Source organism: Bradyrhizobium sp. IC4060 (genome assembly GCF_020193715.1).
In the GTDB taxonomy this organism is placed as follows: domain Bacteria; phylum Pseudomonadota; class Alphaproteobacteria; order Rhizobiales; family Xanthobacteraceae; genus Bradyrhizobium; species Bradyrhizobium yuanmingense.
The window spans coordinates 114,156-131,163 of the sequence record NZ_JADYVJ010000004.1; the positions used below are offsets into that span (position 1 = coordinate 114,156).

Annotated in this window: 16 protein-coding genes; 10 read left to right on the forward strand and 6 right to left on the reverse strand. The window is 64.4% G+C overall.

The genetic code is table 11. The features are described from left to right. Positions 1-52 precede the first annotated feature (52 nt). Positions 53-916 (reverse strand): formyltetrahydrofolate deformylase, encoded by an 864-nt coding sequence (gene purU / locus I6F16_RS16515; protein WP_036015720.1) that lies wholly within the window; start codon positions 914-916, stop codon positions 53-55. Positions 917-1,057: 141 nt separating this feature from the next. Between purU and I6F16_RS16520 the strand changes: the two genes are divergently transcribed. Together I6F16_RS16520 and I6F16_RS16525 are read left to right on the forward strand one after the other, a co-directional pair. Then, positions 1,058-1,900, forward strand: coding sequence for a uroporphyrinogen-III synthase (locus tag I6F16_RS16520; protein WP_225111900.1), 843 nt, complete (start codon positions 1,058-1,060; stop codon positions 1,898-1,900). A gap of 124 nt (positions 1,901-2,024) precedes the next feature. Further along, a complete protein-coding gene (locus I6F16_RS16525; RefSeq protein ID WP_225111901.1) occupies positions 2,025-3,287 on the forward strand; it encodes an MFS transporter in 1,263 nt (420 codons plus the stop codon). 19 nt (positions 3,288-3,306) lie between these two features. On the opposite strand, the gene I6F16_RS16530 is transcribed toward I6F16_RS16525, so the two are convergent. The 4 genes from I6F16_RS16530 to I6F16_RS16545 all read right to left on the reverse strand — a co-directional run bounded on the left by I6F16_RS16530 (position 3,307) and on the right by I6F16_RS16545 (position 5,408). Beyond that, positions 3,307-3,714 carry a DoxX family protein gene (locus I6F16_RS16530; RefSeq protein WP_225112033.1) on the reverse strand — a complete coding sequence of 136 codons (408 nt, stop codon included), beginning with the start codon at positions 3,712-3,714 and terminating at the stop codon, positions 3,307-3,309. A 3-nt stretch (positions 3,715-3,717) separates the two neighbouring features. Then, the gene (locus I6F16_RS16535) at positions 3,718-3,936 is read right to left on the reverse strand and encodes a DUF4287 domain-containing protein (protein WP_036015710.1); all 219 of its coding nucleotides are present in this window, start codon (positions 3,934-3,936) and stop codon (positions 3,718-3,720) included. A 61-nt stretch (positions 3,937-3,997) separates the two neighbouring features. Then, positions 3,998-4,612 (reverse strand): helix-turn-helix domain-containing protein, encoded by a 615-nt coding sequence (locus I6F16_RS16540; RefSeq protein WP_225111902.1) that lies wholly within the window; start codon positions 4,610-4,612, stop codon positions 3,998-4,000. A gap of 115 nt (positions 4,613-4,727) precedes the next feature. Next, positions 4,728-5,408, reverse strand: coding sequence for a Crp/Fnr family transcriptional regulator (locus I6F16_RS16545; protein ID WP_036015705.1), 681 nt, complete (start codon positions 5,406-5,408; stop codon positions 4,728-4,730). A gap of 333 nt (positions 5,409-5,741) precedes the next feature. On the opposite strand from I6F16_RS16545, the gene I6F16_RS16550 reads away from it, so the two are divergent. From I6F16_RS16550 to I6F16_RS16575, 6 genes are all read left to right on the forward strand, one after another. Continuing rightward, complete coding sequence (locus I6F16_RS16550) at positions 5,742-6,563, forward strand: ABC transporter ATP-binding protein (RefSeq protein ID WP_225111903.1); 822 nt, start codon at positions 5,742-5,744, stop codon at positions 6,561-6,563. Next, positions 6,560-8,491 carry a long-chain fatty acid--CoA ligase gene (locus I6F16_RS16555; RefSeq protein WP_225111904.1) on the forward strand — a complete coding sequence of 644 codons (1,932 nt, stop codon included), beginning with the start codon at positions 6,560-6,562 and terminating at the stop codon, positions 8,489-8,491. The genes I6F16_RS16550 and I6F16_RS16555 overlap by 4 nt, the downstream gene beginning before the upstream one ends. 118 nt (positions 8,492-8,609) lie before the next feature. Next, on the forward strand, positions 8,610-9,503 hold the full coding sequence (locus I6F16_RS16560; protein ID WP_036029874.1) for a branched-chain amino acid ABC transporter permease: 894 nt from the start codon (positions 8,610-8,612) through the stop codon (positions 9,501-9,503). Between the two features lie 3 nt (positions 9,504-9,506). Further along, positions 9,507-10,580: a branched-chain amino acid ABC transporter permease gene (locus tag I6F16_RS16565; protein WP_057028716.1), complete on the forward strand. Its 1,074-nt coding sequence runs from the start codon at positions 9,507-9,509 to the stop codon at positions 10,578-10,580. Positions 10,581-10,622: 42 nt separating this feature from the next. Further along, complete coding sequence (locus tag I6F16_RS16570) at positions 10,623-11,906, forward strand: ABC transporter substrate-binding protein (protein WP_036015698.1); 1,284 nt, start codon at positions 10,623-10,625, stop codon at positions 11,904-11,906. A gap of 160 nt (positions 11,907-12,066) precedes the next feature. Next, a complete protein-coding gene (locus I6F16_RS16575) occupies positions 12,067-12,906 on the forward strand; it encodes an ABC transporter ATP-binding protein (protein ID WP_225111905.1) in 840 nt (279 codons plus the stop codon). Between the two features lie 12 nt (positions 12,907-12,918). Here I6F16_RS16575 and I6F16_RS16580 read toward each other — a convergent pair whose 3' ends face one another. Then, the gene (locus I6F16_RS16580) at positions 12,919-14,070 is read right to left on the reverse strand and encodes an AGE family epimerase/isomerase (RefSeq protein ID WP_225111906.1); all 1,152 of its coding nucleotides are present in this window, start codon (positions 14,068-14,070) and stop codon (positions 12,919-12,921) included. An 86-nt stretch (positions 14,071-14,156) separates the two neighbouring features. Between I6F16_RS16580 and I6F16_RS16585 the strand changes: the two genes are divergently transcribed. Continuing rightward, positions 14,157-15,380 (forward strand): AMP-binding protein, encoded by a 1,224-nt coding sequence (locus I6F16_RS16585; protein ID WP_225111907.1) that lies wholly within the window; start codon positions 14,157-14,159, stop codon positions 15,378-15,380. Positions 15,381-15,612: 232 nt separating this feature from the next. Then, the gene (locus I6F16_RS16590; RefSeq protein WP_051056915.1) at positions 15,613-16,989 is read left to right on the forward strand and encodes a CBS domain-containing protein; all 1,377 of its coding nucleotides are present in this window, start codon (positions 15,613-15,615) and stop codon (positions 16,987-16,989) included. Positions 16,990-17,008 lie beyond the last annotated feature (19 nt).

The following is a 17,008-nucleotide window of genomic DNA, read 5'->3' on the forward strand; positions in this document are numbered from 1 at the left end:
GAGTAGCGTATAGGGCGCGCTCCCCCTCCACTCACCATTCGTCCCCCATTCGCTAATCCACGAACACAACGGTCTTGCGGCCGTTGAGGATGACGCGGTCGTCGAGATGGTAGCGGATGGCCCGGGCCAACACGCGGCGCTCGATGTCACGGCCTTTGCGGACCAGATCTTCCGGCGTGTCGCGATGGCTGATGCGCTCGACGTCCTGGTCGATGATCGGGCCCTCGTCGAGGTCGCGCGTGACGTAATGCGCGGTGGCGCCGATCAGTTTGACGCCGCGCTCATGGGCCTGGTGATAGGGCTTGGCACCCTTGAAGCCCGGCAGGAACGAGTGGTGGATGTTGATGCAGCGCCCCGACAGCTTTGCCGAGAGATCGTCGGACAGGATCTGCATGTAACGGGCGAGCACCACCAGATCGGTCTTCGTCTTGCCGACGAGGTCCATGATCTGTGTCTCCTGCTCGCGCTTGGTCTCCTTGGTGACGGGCAAATGGTGGAAGGGGATGCCGCCGAAATCGAGCCCGGCATAGACCTCGCGCGGGTGATTGGAGACGATCGCGGTCGGAATCATCGGCAATTCGCCGGTTCGCCAGCGATAGAGGATGTCGACCAGGCAGTGATCGGACTTCGAGACCAGCAGCATCACCTTGCGATGCGCAGCGCGGTCGCGCATCTGCCATTCCATGCCGAAACGCTCGGCGATCGCGGCGAAGCCGGTCTGCAGTGCCGCGAGTTCCACGGCAAGATCGGCCGCTGTGAACACCACCCGCATGAAGAACTTCTTGGTCTCGACGTCGTCGAACTGCTGGGCGTCGAGGATGTTCTGTCCGTTATGAGCGAGAAACGTCGAGACCGCCGAGACGATGCCTGGGCGATCCGGACAGGACAGGGTCAGGACGTATTGATGGTCGGGCAAGGCTCGGCTCTTGATGAAGGTTTGTGCAGCGGAACGATCCAGCGGATTGCGCCCTGCTCTAGCACCGACCCGCCCTTGCGCCAATCCCAACCGCGGAGTCAGGATGAACGGACAATTGCGAATTCTCAACGGAGCATACCCATGGCCGACCGCTTGAACGGCTACCGCATCCTGATCCTGGAAACGCGCGAGGAGGCGCAGTTTTCCAAGCTTCTGGCCGAGCAAGGCGCCGAGGTCGTGCAATGCCCGATGTTCACCATCCTTGATGCGCCGGATCCGGCTCCAGTCGAGGCCTGGATTCGCCGTGCCATCGACAAGCCTTTTGACGATCTCGTGCTGATGACCGGCGAAGGCCTGCGCCGCATCATGAAGCTCGCCCGCGCCCGCGGCCTCGACGCTGCCCTTGTCGCGGCGCTCGCCCAGGCGCGCAAGTTCACCCGAGGCCCGAAGCCGGGCAAGGCGCTGCGCGAGATCGGCCTCGAGACGCAGCAGACCACGGAGAAGCCGACCACCGAAGGCGTGATCGAGATGCTGGCCAGACTCGACCTGAAGGGGCGGCGCCTCGGTCTGCAGCTCTATCCCGACAAGGATCATAGCGCGCTGACCGGCGCGCTGGCCGCGCAAGGCGCCGACGTCGATACGGTGCTGCCCTACGTCTACGATTCCAAGGCTGCCGATGCCAACATCGTCGCCGCCATTGACGACATGGCAGAGGGACGCATCGACTCGATCGCCCTGACCAATCTCGGCCAGGTCCGCCGGCTGATCGAGGTTGCCAAGGCGCGCGGCAGCGAGACGAAGCTGCGCGCAGGTCTCGAACGCACGCTGATCGCATCGGTCGGCCCGGCCGTTTCCGGCGAGCTAGCAGCGCATGGCTTGCGCGCGGACGTCTCGCCCGCCGACGAAGCCTATTTCATGCGTCCTCTGATCTCGGCCATGGCAAGTGCGTTGGCCGACAGGAAAGCGGCCAGCGCGGCGAGGTAAGAGCCGAGCGCGGGGGCGGCCTGCGGCGATTGCGATTGACACCGGCATCGCCAGCGTTAGGTTGCGCCACAGCAAGAAGAAACAACAAGGTTAAGGAAATCGCCGTGACACGCGTCATCGCGTCGTGAGCGCCACTGCACGACCTTCGGCGCTCGCGCCATTCCGCATCCGCAACTACCGCTTCCAGTGGCCGTCCGATCTGCTCACCTCCTGGGCCTTCGAGGTCGAGACGCTGGTGCTCGGCTGGTACGTCATCGTCGAGACCGGCTCGGTGCTGCTGCTCACACTGCTGGCTTCACTCCAGTTCGTCGGAACATTGGTCGCGCCCGTGTTCGGCATGATCGGCGACCGGATCGGCCATCGCGATCTCCTGGTCGTCATGCGCCTTGCCTATACGGCGCTGTCGTCGACCATCATGGTCCTCGCGCTGAGCGGTCATCTGTCGCCGCTGAGCGTCATGATCATCGTCACGATCATGGGCTTGATCCGCCCCTCCGATCTCGGCGTTCGCGGCGCGCTGCTCGCCGATATCATGCCGGCCGAGCAGCTGGTGGGCGCCATCAGTGTTGCGCGCACGACCCAGGACAGCGCGCGCATTGCCGGAGCGTTGACGGGGGCCGGGCTGTTCGCCGTGCTCGGTATCGGCCTCGTTTATGTGGCGATCGCCTGCCTTTACTTCACGGCAGCGCTTCTCATGCTCTGCCTGACCCAGCCGAAAAGGACCGTCACCACGAGCGATCTTCCCGCAAGCAGCCACACCGTTTCGCGGCTGCTTGGCGACCTCAAAGAGGGGATCGTCTATGCCTGGAACGGGCCGGCAATGCGCGCGGCGCTGTGCGTCGCTTTTCTGGCGAATCTCACCGCATTTCCTTTCACGGGCGGATTGTTGCCCTACATCGCGCGGGAGATCTTTCACACTGATCAGACCGGCCTCGGATATCTCTCGGCGAGCTTCGCCGTCGGCTCGCTAATCGGCTCCATCACGCTCAGCCTGGTCAGTGGCGTACGCATTGCCCGGCTCCTGATCGGCGCAACGCTGGCCTGGTACGCAACGCTGCTGGTGTTCGTCGAGGTCAGGACGATGCCGGTGGCGATGGCCTGCCTCGTCCTCGCCGGTATCGCCCAGAGCATGTCGATGATCTCGGCTGCCGTCATCCTGATGCGCACCGCGAGCGCACATCTGCGCGGCCGTGTCATGGGCGTGCGCATGATGGTGATCTATGGATTGCCGATCGGACTGCTCGCGGCCGGCAGCCTGATCGACGTCATCGGCTATTCCGCGACGGGCTCGCTCTATGCCGGCGCAGGATTCGTCGCGATGCTGGCAATCGCGATCCGCTGGCGCGCCGATCTGTGGCCCGCGCACGCGCCGGCCAATGCGCGATGACGGCGTCGCCGTAACGACGTCAGACCTCCGCCGGTGGCGATCGCAGAGGAAGCAACGCCGCCACCCGCGAATCGCGCAAATAGAGACCGCCCCAGGCAAGACCAGCAAGATAGACGCCGAACAGCATATGGCTGAAGAGCGGGTTGCCGACCCGCAAGTGAACCGCCACCGTGCCGCCCATATAGGCGGTCAGCAGGATCGCACCGAGCACGGCTGTTCGCGGGAAGCCGTAGAGCGCGGTGCAGGCCAGCGCCACCACGCCCAGCGCGCGCGCCAGATCGGCCGAGGGGGGATAGCCGAGCTCGGCGGTCGCGTTGATCACGACGTCCAGCGGGACGAGCTTCATCCCGGCATCAAACAGCATGAAGGCAATCACGAGCCCGCTCATGACCCAGCCGGCCACATGTCTCGACTTGGAAATCGTCATCACCTACGACGCCTTCCCCTTGAGAAGGGCGACGATGGCCATCGCATGGCCGTGGCCAAGGCCGAACTCGTCCTTGAGCGCGGCCACGATGGCACCCGCTTTCACGCCGGCGGCCAATCCCGCCCCGGTCGAAAAACCCCGGTCCTTGCCCCATTTGCGAAACTGGTCCGGGCTCTTGCCGGTCTTGGCCTGGATATTGTCGAGATAGGCCTTAAAACTCACCGCAGCGCTCCTCCGATGTTTGCTCCACCAGCGCGGCCGGAGCGATCCAGGCATATTGCGATCAGGACGTAGTCGTCTTGTATGAAAACGACAATTGCGGCCGCTCGCGCGAGAGGCGCGCAGGCGTCATGCCGATCAGTTGCCTGACCGAGCGGGTAAGATGGGCCTGATCGAAATAGCCAGCGCCCGATGTCGCGTCCAGAACGGAGCTGCCGCTCACCAGCAAGGCCGCGGCGCGACGCGCCCGCTCGATCTGCTGATGGCTGCTGAACGTCATGCCCGTAACGCGGCGAAAGTGGCGCTGAACCGAACGCCGGCTCATCCAGTCGACGTCGCCGTCGATCGCAGCATCGGTCGCGTGGCTGCGTGCGATGACACCCGCGCGCGCCATGCGAGCGACGAGACTTTCCGCATCGTCATAGCCTGGAATGTCCCAGCTCAGACCCGAAAACAGAAAACGGCCGTTGGGCAGCACCGGCAACTGCATGTTTTGATGGTCGATCAGTGCGCTCGTCGGTATCTCCGGCAGGTAGGTTCCCGGCCGAAACCGGATCGCGAGCCATTCGCCGCTCGCGGGACATTCGACGAGTGTCCCGCGGGTGACCGGCCCTCGGAGCGTCACCGCCAGAAGCTCCGGGAGCCTGGTGACCACAAGCTCGATATTTCCCTCGGCCATCGACAGGAACGAGCCGCCACGCCGGCTCCGGCTGCGCCATACCCGCTCGACGTAAGGCGAGTCCGACGCGCGATGGTCGAACTCTATGAGCACGGAAGCACCGGGAATGCGCAGATCATCGCTCCTCCCCGTAGCTCCCGAGCCGCGCGATATCGAGGATCGTGACCCCGCCATATTCCAGCCGCAGCAGCCCCTCCTTCTCCAGCCGGTTCAGCGCGCGGTTGGCGTTCTGGCGGGACATGCCGGAGAGCGCGCCGATCTCCTCCTGGGTGATCTCCAGATGCGCGGTCGATTCCGGATAGAGGATCGGGTTGAACAGCGAGGCGATGCTGCGGGCGAGGCGCGCGGTGGCATCGAGCGTGCGGTTGACCTCGAGCATGCCGATGAACTGGCCCAGCCGCTCGTTGAGCTGGCGCACCAGGAAGCGGTTGAAGCCGACGCTGTTCTCGAACAGCCACATGAAGGCGCTGCGTTCCATCAGCGCGATGCGGCTGTCGCGCAGCGCGACCACGTCGTAGCGGCGCGGCTCGTTCTTGAGCACGCTGCCCTCGCCGAACCAGGCCCCTGCCGTCAGCCCGGCAAGGCTGGTCTCCTTGCCGTCGCGCGAGACCCCGCCCATACGGGCAAGGCCGCCCACCATGCCGGCCCAATAGGCAAAAATATCACCGCGCATGAACACGCTCTCGCCGGTGCCGTAGGACCGTTCCGTGATTCCGGCGCGCGCGACCTCGATCTCGGCTGGTGTGAGCTCACGCGACCAGGCGGCAATGCGCTTCAGATGATCCTCTGAAATCATGATCTCGAAGCCAGCCGCACCGTTCAGTCACCCCATGCTCCTGTTGCACTGCAACAGAATCGCTTCGGCCATCCATCCGACGAAAGATGAAGACCCGCTCGGCCCGACAACTTTGTCGCAGAATTGTCAGGCCGGAGACATTTCAAAATAGCGCTTTCCCCTATTGAGGACCACCTCGGGCGATGCGGCTTTTGATCCCTCACGGGAACGAAGGTGGCGCCGGTGCGGTCGAGACCAATAGCTGCATGGTCTGGCCGGCACGACCGTACTAGGATCGCCTGACAGGAACGGAAGAGCGCCAATCAAGCGCCATCACCGGGAGGGATTCGTTTGGTGGCTACCAGTCTCGAAGTGTGCGGCGTGTCCTTACGATTCGGCGGCGTCCGCGCGCTGACCGACGTCAGCTTCGCCATCAGGGAAGGCGAGCTGTTCTCGATCATCGGCCCCAACGGCGCCGGCAAGACCTCGATCGTGAACTGTATTTCCGGTCGCTACAAGCCGACCGAAGGCCAGCTGTTCTATCGGGACCGCGACATCACCGGCTTGACGCCGAATGCCCGCGCCTCACTCGGCATCGGCCGTACCTTCCAGAATCTCGCGCTATTCCACCACATGAGCGTGCTCGACAACATCATGGTCGGCCGCCATCACCTGCTGAGGAACAATTTCCTCACGGGCTCGCTGTACTGGCTCACCGGCGCGCGCAAGGAGGAGCTCGAGCACCGTCGCAAGGTGGAAGAGATCATCGACTTCCTCGATCTGCAGCCGGTGCGCAAGGCCACCGCCGGCACCCTCCCCTACGGCCTGCGCAAGCGCGTGGAGCTCGCCCGCGCCATGGCGCTGGAGCCGCGCCTGATCCTCCTCGACGAACCGATGGCCGGCATGAATTTCGAGGAGAAGGAAGACATGGCCCGCTACATCGTCGATCTCAACGAGGAGTTCGGGATGACGGTGGTGATGATCGAGCACGACATGGGCGTGGTGATGGATATCTCGCATCGCGTCATGGTGCTGGATTTCGGCAAGAAGATCGCCGAGGGCGATCCGGCGACAGTGCTCGCCGATCCGCACGTCAGGCGTGCCTATCTCGGCGAAGAGGACGAGGTGCTTGTCGATCCCGATGATGCCTCTCCGGCGCAGGAGAGCGCGGCATGATGGATTATGCGGGCCGCGTCGCGCAGGCCGACACCTATCCGAAGATGCTCCGGCTCAATGCCAGGGAGCACGGCAACGAGATCGCAATGCGCGAGAAGGATCTCGGGCTCTGGCGCATCTTCACCTGGAACGACTATCAGGCCCGCGTGCGCGATTTCGCGCTCGGCCTCATCGAGCTCGGCCTGGGCCGCGGTGATGTCATCGCCATCATCGGCGACAACCGGCCCGACTGGGTCGCGGCAGAAGTTGCGACCCATGCCATTGGCGGCCTCAGCCTCGGGCTCTATCGCGACGTCCTGGACGAGGAAGCTTCCTATCTCCTCAACTACGGCGAGGCGCAGCTGGTCTTTGCCGAGGACGAGGAGCAGGTCGACAAGCTGCTCATCCTTGCAGAGCGCGTGCCGAAGCTGAAGCACATCATCTATTCCGATCCGCGTGGGATGCGGAAATACGACGACCCGCGCCTGATGCCGGCGGAGAAGTTCGCCGAGCTCGGCCGCGCGCGGGCAGCACGCGAGCCGGAACTCTACGACAGATTGGTCGATGCCACCGAGGGCGAGGACGTCGCGATTCTCTGCACGACGTCGGGCACCACCTCGCATCCGAAGCTCGCGATGCTCGCCGCCGGACGCGTGCTCGGCCATTGCGCCACCTATCTCGCCTTCGACCCCAAGGGTCCCGATGACGAATACGTGTCGGTGCTGCCGCTGCCCTGGATCATGGAACAGGTCTACGTGCTCGGCAAAGGTCTGCTCTGCCGGATGAAGATCAACTTCGTCGAAGAGCCGGACACGATGATGAACGATCTGCGCGAGATCGCACCGACCTTCGTTCTGTTCGCGCCCCGCGTCTGGGAATCGATTGCCGCTGACGTCCGTGCCAAGGTGATGGACGCAACGCCCTTCAAGCAGCGCCTGTTCGACATCGGCATGAAGTCGGGCCTTGCCGCGCTCGAACAGGGCAAGCGCTCGGGCTTTGCCGACACGATCCTGTTCCGCGCACTGCGCGATCGCCTCGGCTTCACCCGGTTGCGCTCGGCCGCGACCGGCGGTGCGGCGCTCGGGCCTGACACCTTCAAGTTCTTCCAGGCCATGGGCGTGCCGCTGCGCACGCTCTACGGTCAGACCGAGCTGCTCGGGGCCTACACGCTGCATCCCGAGGGCAAGGTCGATCCTGATACCACCGGCGTACCGATGGCCGATAATGTCGAGATCCGTATCGACAATGCCGACGTCCACGGCGTCGGCGAGATCGTGGTGCGGCACCCCAACATGTTCCTCGGCTACTACAAGAACCCCGAGGCCAGCGTCGCCGATATCAAGGACGGCTGGATGTGCTCGGGCGACGCCGGCTATTTCAACGCCAACCACCAGCTCGTCGTGATCGACCGCATCAAGGATCTCGCCGAGACCTCCCGCGGCGAGCGCTTCTCGCCGCAATTCATCGAGAACAAGCTGAAATTCTCGCCCTATATCGCCGAAGCCGTGGTGCTTGGGGCCGGCCGTGACGCGCTCGCGGCAATGATCTGCATCCGCTACTCCATCATCTCGAAATGGGCGGAAAAGAACCGCCTCTCCTTCACGACCTACAGCGACCTCGCCTCACGGCCGGAGGTCTACGCGCTGCTGCAGAAGGAGGTCGAGACCGTCAACGCCACGCTGCCGCCGGCCCAGCGCATCTCGCGCTTCCTGCTGCTCTACAAGGAGCTCGACGCCGACGACGGCGAGCTCACCCGGACGCGAAAGGTGCGCCGCGGCGTCATCAACGAGAAATACGCCGGCATCATCGACGCCATCTACCGCGGCGATTCCGACATCCCCGTCGACACCGTGATCCGCTTCCAGGACGGCACCACGCAGCGGGTGCGAACGACGCTGCGCGTGGTGGACCTCGGCGGGCACGGGCACATGGCGGAGGCTGCGGAGTGATACAGATCCTCGTCATGCGCGGGCTTGACCCGCACATCCATCCTCTTCCGAACAGTCTTCCTTCCTCATCGATGGATTGCCGGGTCAAGCCCGGCAATGACGGGCTGAGTCACTCAACATGAACACCGCCTTCCTCATCCAGCTCCTGGTCAACGGCCTCGTGGTCGGCACGCTCTATGGCGTAGTCGCGATGTCGTTCGTGCTGATCTACAAGGCGACGCAGGTCGTCAACTTCGCGCAAGGTGAATTGCTGCTGGTCGGCGCCTGGGTGTGCTGGGCCTTGCTGGCGAAATACCAGGTGCCGTTCTGGATCGGCATGCCGATCACGCTGGTGTTCATGTTCGTGTTCGGCATCGCGGTGCAGGTGCTGATCCTGCGGCCGATGATCGGCGAGCCCATCATCTCGGTGATCATGGTGACGATCGGCCTCTCCACCGTGCTGCAGGCGACGCTGAAATGGATGTTCGGCGTCAATCCGCAGCCGTTCCCGCGCGTGTTCGAGAGCCAGTCGGTCGACCTGTTCGGACTGCAGATCCAGACCGTCTACGTCATGAGCCTCGTGGTGTCGGTCGCGATGATGATCGGCATGGCCTGGTTCTTCCGCGCGTCGAAGTACGGCCTTGCGATGCGCGCCACCGCGTTCAACCAGCAGGTGGCGCAGTCGCTCGGCATTTCCGTCAAGAGCGTGTTCGCGATGGCCTGGGCGATCTCGGCGACCGTCTCGGCGGTCGCCGGCGTCGTCGTCGCCGTCGTCAATGGCGTGTCCTCGGGCCTTGCTGCCTACGGCATCAAGGTGTTTCCGGCGGCGATCCTCGGCGGGCTCGATTCCGTCGGCGGCGCGGTGCTCGGCGGCATCATCATCGGGCTTTTGGAGAACGTCGCCCAATATGTCGACAGCGAGTATCTGCACTGGGGCAATCTCTACGAGATCGCGCCGTTCTACGTTCTCATCATCGTGCTGATGATCAAGCCCTACGGCCTGTTCGGCACCCACGACATCGAGCGGATCTGATCCATGGCCGGCCCTGCCCTCATTCCCGCTGGTGATTTCCGCACCACTTACGCCGCGGACACCACGATCTTCCCGACCACCACCAGCCGCAACTTCGCGATTCTGGGCGTCGCGCTGCTCTGCCTCGCGCCGCAACTCTTCAGCGGCTACTGGCTCAGCATCTTGATCCAGATCGGCATCTTCTCGATCGCGGCGCTCGGCCTCAACATCCTGGTCGGCTTCACCGGCCAGATCTCGATCGGACACGCGGCCTTCTTCCTGCTCGGCGCCTTCACCTCGGCCTACATCTCCAACAATGCGCCGATCCCGGTGTTCTTCGCGATCCCGCTCGCGGGGCTCGTGACGGCGCTGGTCGGACTGGTCTTCGGCATTCCCGCGGCGCGGCTGAAAGGACTCTACCTCGTCATCGCAACGCTGGCCGCTCAATACATCCTGCTCGACTTCTTCTCGCGCGCCGAGTGGTTCTCCGGCGGCTCGGTGCCGGCGAGCGCCGAGCCGTTCTCGATCTTCGGCTACACGCTGCGGGGCGACCGGCAATATTTCTACGTCGTGCTGGCCTATGTGCTCTTGAGCTACATCCTCGTCACCAACCTGATGCGCACGCGCGATGGCCGTGCGCTGGTGGCGATCCGCGACCATTATCTCTCCGCCGAGATCATGGGCATCAACCTCACCAGGTACCGCACGCTGTCGTTCGGTCTCGCCGCCTTCTTCGCCGGCATCGCGGGCGCGCTCTACGCGCACTATCAGCTCGTGGTCTCCCAGGAAGGCTTCGGCATCGAGCGCTCAATACTGTTCCTGGCCATGATCATCATCGGCGGCACCGGCTCGATCATGGGCACGCTGATGGGCACCGCCTTCGTGGTGCTGCTGCCCGAGGCGATGGAGTTCATCAGCCATCATTTGAAGGGCGGCGCGATCGACAAGGCGCTCTCGCTCAACACCAACATCACCTTTCTGCGCGAGATCGCGATCGGGGTGATCATCATCGCATTCCTGATGTTCGAGCCCGATGGGCTCGCGCATCGCTGGCGACAGATCAAGGCGTATTGGAAACTCTACCCGTTCTCGCATTGAGCACGGCTACTTCACTTAAACGATAACAGGAGGAACCAACCCATGAAGACCAAATCGCTTTTAAGCACCGCGTCGCTCGCGTTTGCGATCGCTGGTTTTGCGGCCAGTGCGCAGGCCCAGATCGCCGTCGGCCATCTCGCCGACTACTCCGGTGCGACGTCGGACGTTGGCACGCCCTACGGCCAGGCCGTCGCCGACACCTTTGCCTGGATCAACAAGAACGGCGGTATCGGCGGCAAGCAGGTCAACCTCGATACCAACGACTACGGCTATCAGGTGCCGCGCGCGATCGCGCTCTACAAGAAGTGGTCGGCGCCGGATGGCAAGGTTGCAACGATCATGGGCTGGGGTACCGCAGATACCGAAGCGCTGACCGGCTTTGTTGCGCAGGACAAGATTCCCTATATCTCAGCCTCCTACGCGGCGGCGCTGACCGATCCGGAAGGCGTGAGCGGCAAGGCCAAACCCGCGCCCTACAACTTCTTCTACGGCCCGAGCTATTCGGACGCGATGCGGGCATTGGTGACCTGGGCGGCGGAAGACTGGAAGGCCAAGGGCAAGAGCGGTAAGCCGAAATTCGTCCATATGGGCGGCAATCATCCGTACCCGAACGCGCCGAAGGCCGCCGGCGAGGCGATCGCCAATGAACTCGGCTTCGAAGTGCTGCCGCCGATCGTGTTCGCGCTGACGCCCGGCGATTACTCCGCGCAATGCCTCAGCCTGAAGAGCTCCGGCGCCAACTACGCCTATCTCGGCAACACCGCAGCCTCGAACATCTCCGTGCTCAAGGCCTGCAAGACCGCCGGCGTGGACGTGCAGTTCCTCGGCAATGTCTGGGGCATGGACGAGAACGCCGCCAAGACCGCGGCTGACGCCGCCGACGGCGTCGTCTTCCCGCTACGCACGGCCGTAACCTGGGGCGGCAACGCGCCAGGCATGAAGACGGTGATGGAAATCTCGAAAATATCGGATGCAAGCGGCAAGGCCTATCGACCGGTGCACTATATCGCAGGCGTCTGTAGCGCTCTCTACGCCAGGGAAGCGCTCGACTGGGCCGCCAAGAACGGAGGTGCCACCGGTGAGAACGTCGCCAAGGGCTTCTACCAGAAGAAGGACTGGGTGCCGGCCGGCATGGACGGCGTCTGCAATCCCTCGACCTGGACCAACAAGGACCATCGCGGCACCCTCAAGGTCGATCTCTATCGCACCAAGGTCTCCGGTTCGACCAATGCCGACCTGAACGACCTGATGGCCAACGGCACGATCAAGCTCGAGAAGGTCAAGACCGTCGAGCTGCCGCGCAAGCCGGAATGGCTGGGGTGGTGAGCCCGGCTTTCACCACGCGAACACTGTCATCCCTCGCGTTGTGCGCAATTGCGCACCCGAGCGGGGGATCCAGTACGCTGCGGCTTCTCGGTGAAACTCAGGCGCCTCTGGACTACTGGTCGCCCGGTCAAGCCGGGCGATGACAGCGGAGTTTTGAAGCATGACCGACACCCTCGAAGCATCCCGCGCCAAGCCAACCGCCGTGGAGTCCGCTCCCCTCCTCGCCGTGCGCAACATCGAGGTCGTCTATGACGATGTGATCCTGGTGCTGCGCGGCCTCAGCCTCGACGTGCCCAAGGGCGCGATCGTGGCGCTGCTCGGGGCCAACGGCGCCGGCAAGTCCACGACGCTCAAGGCGATCTCGGGGCTGCTCAAGACCGAGGACGGCGAGGTGACGCGCGGCGAGATCCTGTTCGAGGGCGAGCGGATCAACGGCATCGATCCCGACAAGATCGTCCGCCGCGGCATCTTCCAGGTGATGGAGGGCCGGCGCATCGTCGCCGACATGACCTCGCTCGAGAATCTCAAGCTCGGCGCCTTCACGCGCCGGGACCGCGAGGTCGACGCCGACCTCGACATGGTCTTCAGCTATTTCCCGCGCTTGAAGGAACGCACCGGCCTTGCCGGTTATCTCTCCGGCGGAGAGCAGCAGATGCTCGCAATCGGCCGCGCGCTGATGGCGCGCCCGAAAATGATCCTGATGGACGAGCCTTCGATGGGCCTCTCGCCGCTGCTGGTGAAAGAGGTGTTCTCGATCATCCAGAAGATCAACCGCGATCTCGGCGTCACCATCCTCCTGGTCGAGCAGAATGCGCGCGCGGCGCTCTCCGTGGCGAGCCACGGCTACATCATGGAGCAGGGCAAGGTCGTGCTCGACGGCAGCGCCGACGCATTGCGCGACAACGAGGACGTCAAGGAATTCTACCTCGGCGGCGCCGGCGACCAGCGCAAGAGCTTCAAGAACCTCAAGAGCTTCAAGCGGCGCAAGCGCTGGCTGTGATCCACAAGGAGCCTAGCCGAGCACCTGCTCGGCTTCCGTGACCGCGCAGAGAACATGATAGAACGACGACGCAGGAATGGTGTCGATCAGCGATTTGCCGTCGCGATCGAACTGGTCGTACCAGCCGCCCTTGACGGGATGGCTGAGATAATGCCGTTCGAGCCGCACCAGCGCCGCGCGCGCCTCGTCCGCCGCACCCGCCTCGCCGGATTCGGCCTGCGCGATCCACGCCTTCGCGATCTCGGTTTGCGGCCACAGCCGGCGCGTGCTGCGGCGGATGCTGCCGCTTGCATCGCCCTCGTCGACGAGGCAGCCCGTCGCCTCGTCACGATAGCGCAGCGAGGTCTCCAGCAATTCCGCACGCCGCTGGCTGGTCGGGCATCCCGTGATGCGTTCAAAATTCTTCAGCAGCCAGACCCATTCCGCCTGGTGACCCGGCTCGACGCTGACCGGCTCGATCTTCGACCAGTCCTCCTCGAAATATTCCGACAATACGTGCCTCTGCTTGTCATAGAGGTTGGCGAGGAACAATGCGAAGAATTCTCCGGCACGGTTCTGGAACGACAGATCGTGGGTCGCCTCGAAGCACGCGATCATCGCCTCGAACAGATGCATATGCGGGTTCTGCCGGCGCGGCAGCGAGACCGGAAGGCCTTCGTGAACGCCGCCATGCGGCGAGCGCAGGTGGCCGTCGAGGAAGGCGAGCAGCGCATCGATCTCGGCGCGGACCTGCGCATCCTGGTCGAGCGCATAGACGCTGGCGAGCGCAAACAGGATGAAGGCGTGGTCATAAGCATCACGCCGGGCATCCAGCACCGATCCGTCCGGCGTCAGCCGGTGCACATAGCCAGGCCGGCCATCGGGCGCCTTCGCTTTGGCCAGCAGGTGCTCCAGCCCCTTCAGCGCAATCGCGCGCCCCTCGGGATACCAGCCCATCTGTGCCGCCTTGGCGTAGCACCAGATCTGGCGGGCCTGCACGAACACGCGCCGGGGCGCGGCGGCATCCGCCGCACCGTCGCGGTGCAGCCGGTCGATGAAGCCGCCTGCGGCGTGATCCCAGCCGACCGTCGACCACAGCGGCAGCGCCTCGTCGATCATACGGCGCTTCAGGCGCGCAACGACGTTCGACGCCTTGTCCGCCGCAATGATTCCTTCGTCCGCCATCGGGTCCCTTTCAAGCCTCGCCACTGGCGGTCTGATAGCCATGCCAGTGGCGGCGCGCAACGGATGCCAACACGGAAAGAACAGCCATGACCGCCCATTACGACGCCCGCGAGACGCGTGAGCAAGCCGCGCGCGAGGCCGACCTGTTCGCCCGCCTCCCGGAGGTGCTGCGAGCCGCGATGGCCGCCCCGGCCTATGCCGAGCGGCTGAAAGGCTTCGATCCCGCCGCCGTGACCTCCAGGGCGGCTCTGGCGGATTTGCCGGTGTTGCGTAAGTCGGAACTGCCCGCCCTGCACAAGGCCTCCGCGCCCTTCGGAGGCTTCGTGGCGGCGGCGCCTGGCTCGTTCGCCCGCCTGTTCACCTCCCCCGGTCCAATCTTCGAGCCGGAAGGGCGACAAGCCGATCCCTGGCGCGGCGCAAGGGCGCTGTTCGCAGCCGGGTTCCGCCCCGACGACATCGTCCTCAATACCTTCAGCTACCATCTCACCCCCGGGGGATTCATCTTCGATGCGTCGGCGCGGGCGCTAGGGTGCGCGGTGATCCCCGCCGGCCCCGGCAACACAGAGCAGCAGTTCGAGCTGATCGAGGCCTACCGGCCGGTCGGCTACAGCGGCACGCCGGACTTCTTGAAGATCCTGCTCGATGCCGCCGCAAGCTCGGGGCGTGACATTTCCTCGATCAAGCGCGCGCTGGTCTCGGGCGCAGCGTTTCCGCCCTCGCTCCAGGCCGAGATCAAGGGGCGCGGCATCGATGCCTACCAGGCCTTCGGTACCGCCGATCTCGGCCTCATCGCCTTCGAGACCGAGGCCCGCGAAGGCATGGTCGTGAACGAGGACCTGATCCTGGAGATCGTCAAGCCCGGCACTGGCGATCCGGTCGCACCAGGTGACGTCGGCGAGATTGTCGTGACTTCGCTCGACCCGCACCATCCCTGGATCCGGCTCGCGCTCGGCGACCTCACCGCGGCCCTGCCCGGCACGAGCCCGTGCGGGCGCACCAACATGCGCATCAAGGGCTGGATGGGCCGCGCCGACCAGACCACCAAGATCAAGGGCATGTTCGTCCGTCCCGAGCAGATCGCCGAGATCGGCAAGCGCCACGCGGGGCTCGGAAGACTTCGCCTCATCGTCACGCGCCAAGGCGAGACCGACGCCATGACGTTGAGAGCGGAAGCTGCGCCCGCTAGCGACTCGCTACGCGACGACATCGCGGCCAGCTTGCGCGCGATAACGAAGCTCGGAGGAGCCGTCGAGCTGGTCGGTCCCGGCACGCTGCCGAATGACGGCAAGATCATCGTGGACGAGCGCTAACCTCAGCTCGATTTCGACAGCAGGTCATTGCCGGGGCTGAACATATCCCTCCGCGAATGCGGGAGCGCGGAACGAGCTTGCGGCGCGACGAAGATGACGAGCGTAGAGCCCGACCTTCGGGCCATGGCTGCGATGCCGCCGGGCGCAGGAACCTTGCATCGTCCGGGCTGCTCCCGTATTACCAGACCACGCTGCGATATGGCCGGAATCGGCCCTTTCTGGACCCCAAAACGTGCTTGACCGAACCCTCGTCACGATCGCCGAGACGGAGACCATTGAGGAAGCCTTCCGGCGCCTGAACGCGAACATGCTCGGCATCCTGTTCGCGCAAGACGCGAGCGGGCGAATCGTCGGCGCCGTAACGGACGGCGACATCCGCAGGCGCATGCTCACCGGTATCACGATCCAGGACCGGGTTGTGTCGTGCATCAACCGCAAATTCGTCTGGGCACCGACCGGCGGGCCACGCGAGCAGATCCTCAAGCTGCTCGACCAGCGCGTCCACGTCGTGCCGATCCTCGATGGCGAGGGACGGCTGGTCGACGTGTTCAGCCGCGAACTGTTCAACCTGTCGGAAGAGAGCGAGGTGTTCGCGCGCGCCCGCTCGCCGGTGCGGATCAGCTTCTCCGGCGGCGGCACCGACCTGACGCACTACTTCGTGGCGAATGACGGCGGCGCGGTCATCAGCGCCACGATCAAGATGTACGCTCACGCGACGCTGCGGCGCCGGAGCGATCCCGGCATCCGGATCTACTCGCACGACTTCCGCCGCACGGTCGAGGCCGACAATCTCACCGAGCTCGGAACGGGCGGAGATCTCGCACTGATCAAGTCGGTCGTGCGCCTGATCAAGCCGACTTACGGCTTCGAGCTCGAAGTGTCCGCCGACTTCCCGGTCGGTTCCGGCCTCGGCGGCTCCGCGGTGGTTTCGTCGGCGATCATCGGCTGCTTCAACGAATTTCGCAGCGACCAGTGGGACCGCCACGAGATCGCGGAGATGGCCTTCCAGGCCGAGCGGCTGATGCTCAACATCCCCGGCGGCTGGCAGGATCAGTACGCCACCGTGTTCGGCGGATTCAATCACATGGAATTCTTCTCCGACCAGAACACCATCGTGCCGCTTCGCCTCGATCCCAACATCATCGCCGAGCTCGAGGAGAGCCTGGTGCTCTGCTACGTCGGCTCGGGGCGCGATTCCGGCGCCATTCATCGCGACCAGAAGGCTCAGCACGAGACCAGCGACGCGGTGGCCGCAGCTGCCAAGCAGAAGGAAGTGACGCGCGACATCAGGCGGCATCTGCTGCGCGGTCAACTGCTGGAATGCGGCCGGCTGATCGACGAGGCCTGGCACGCCAAGCGGAAGCTGAGCTCCAAGATCTCGTCGGACGCGATCGACGCGATCTATGATTTTGCCAAGCAGCATGGCGCGGTCGGCGGCAAGTTGCTTGGCGCGGGCGGCGGCGGTTACTTCATGTTCTTCGTCCGCCCGTTCGAGCGCTATCAGCTGATCGCGGCGCTGGAACAGCAGGGGCACAGCTGTTCGCGCATCATGTTCGAGGAGAACGGGCTGCGGACGTGGAAGTCCCGTGTTCCCGCCCAGCTAGCATGACGCATATGAGACGAGAATG

Excerpts from the sequence above, each read along its gene's own strand:
- I6F16_RS16575 (WP_225111905.1), top strand. The coding sequence starts at position 12,067 with ATGACCGACACCCTCGAAGCATCCCGCGCCAAGCCAACCGCCGTGGAG.
- I6F16_RS16570 (WP_036015698.1), top strand. The coding sequence starts at position 10,623 with ATGAAGACCAAATCGCTTTTAAGCACCGCGTCGCTCGCGTTTGCGATC.
- I6F16_RS16560 (WP_036029874.1), top strand. The coding sequence starts at position 8,610 with ATGAACACCGCCTTCCTCATCCAGCTCCTGGTCAACGGCCTCGTGGTC.
- I6F16_RS16520 (WP_225111900.1), top strand. The coding sequence starts at position 1,058 with ATGGCCGACCGCTTGAACGGCTACCGCATCCTGATCCTGGAAACGCGC.
- I6F16_RS16545 (WP_036015705.1), bottom strand. The coding sequence starts at position 5,408 with ATGATTTCAGAGGATCATCTGAAGCGCATTGCCGCCTGGTCGCGTGAG.
- I6F16_RS16530 (WP_225112033.1), bottom strand. The coding sequence starts at position 3,714 with ATGACGATTTCCAAGTCGAGACATGTGGCCGGCTGGGTCATGAGCGGG.
- I6F16_RS16585 (WP_225111907.1), top strand. The coding sequence starts at position 14,157 with ATGACCGCCCATTACGACGCCCGCGAGACGCGTGAGCAAGCCGCGCGC.
- I6F16_RS16580 (WP_225111906.1), bottom strand. The coding sequence starts at position 14,070 with ATGGCGGACGAAGGAATCATTGCGGCGGACAAGGCGTCGAACGTCGTT.
- I6F16_RS16555 (WP_225111904.1), top strand. The coding sequence starts at position 6,560 with ATGATGGATTATGCGGGCCGCGTCGCGCAGGCCGACACCTATCCGAAG.
- I6F16_RS16565 (WP_057028716.1), top strand. The coding sequence starts at position 9,507 with ATGGCCGGCCCTGCCCTCATTCCCGCTGGTGATTTCCGCACCACTTAC.
- I6F16_RS16540 (WP_225111902.1), bottom strand. The coding sequence starts at position 4,612 with ATGGCCGAGGGAAATATCGAGCTTGTGGTCACCAGGCTCCCGGAGCTT.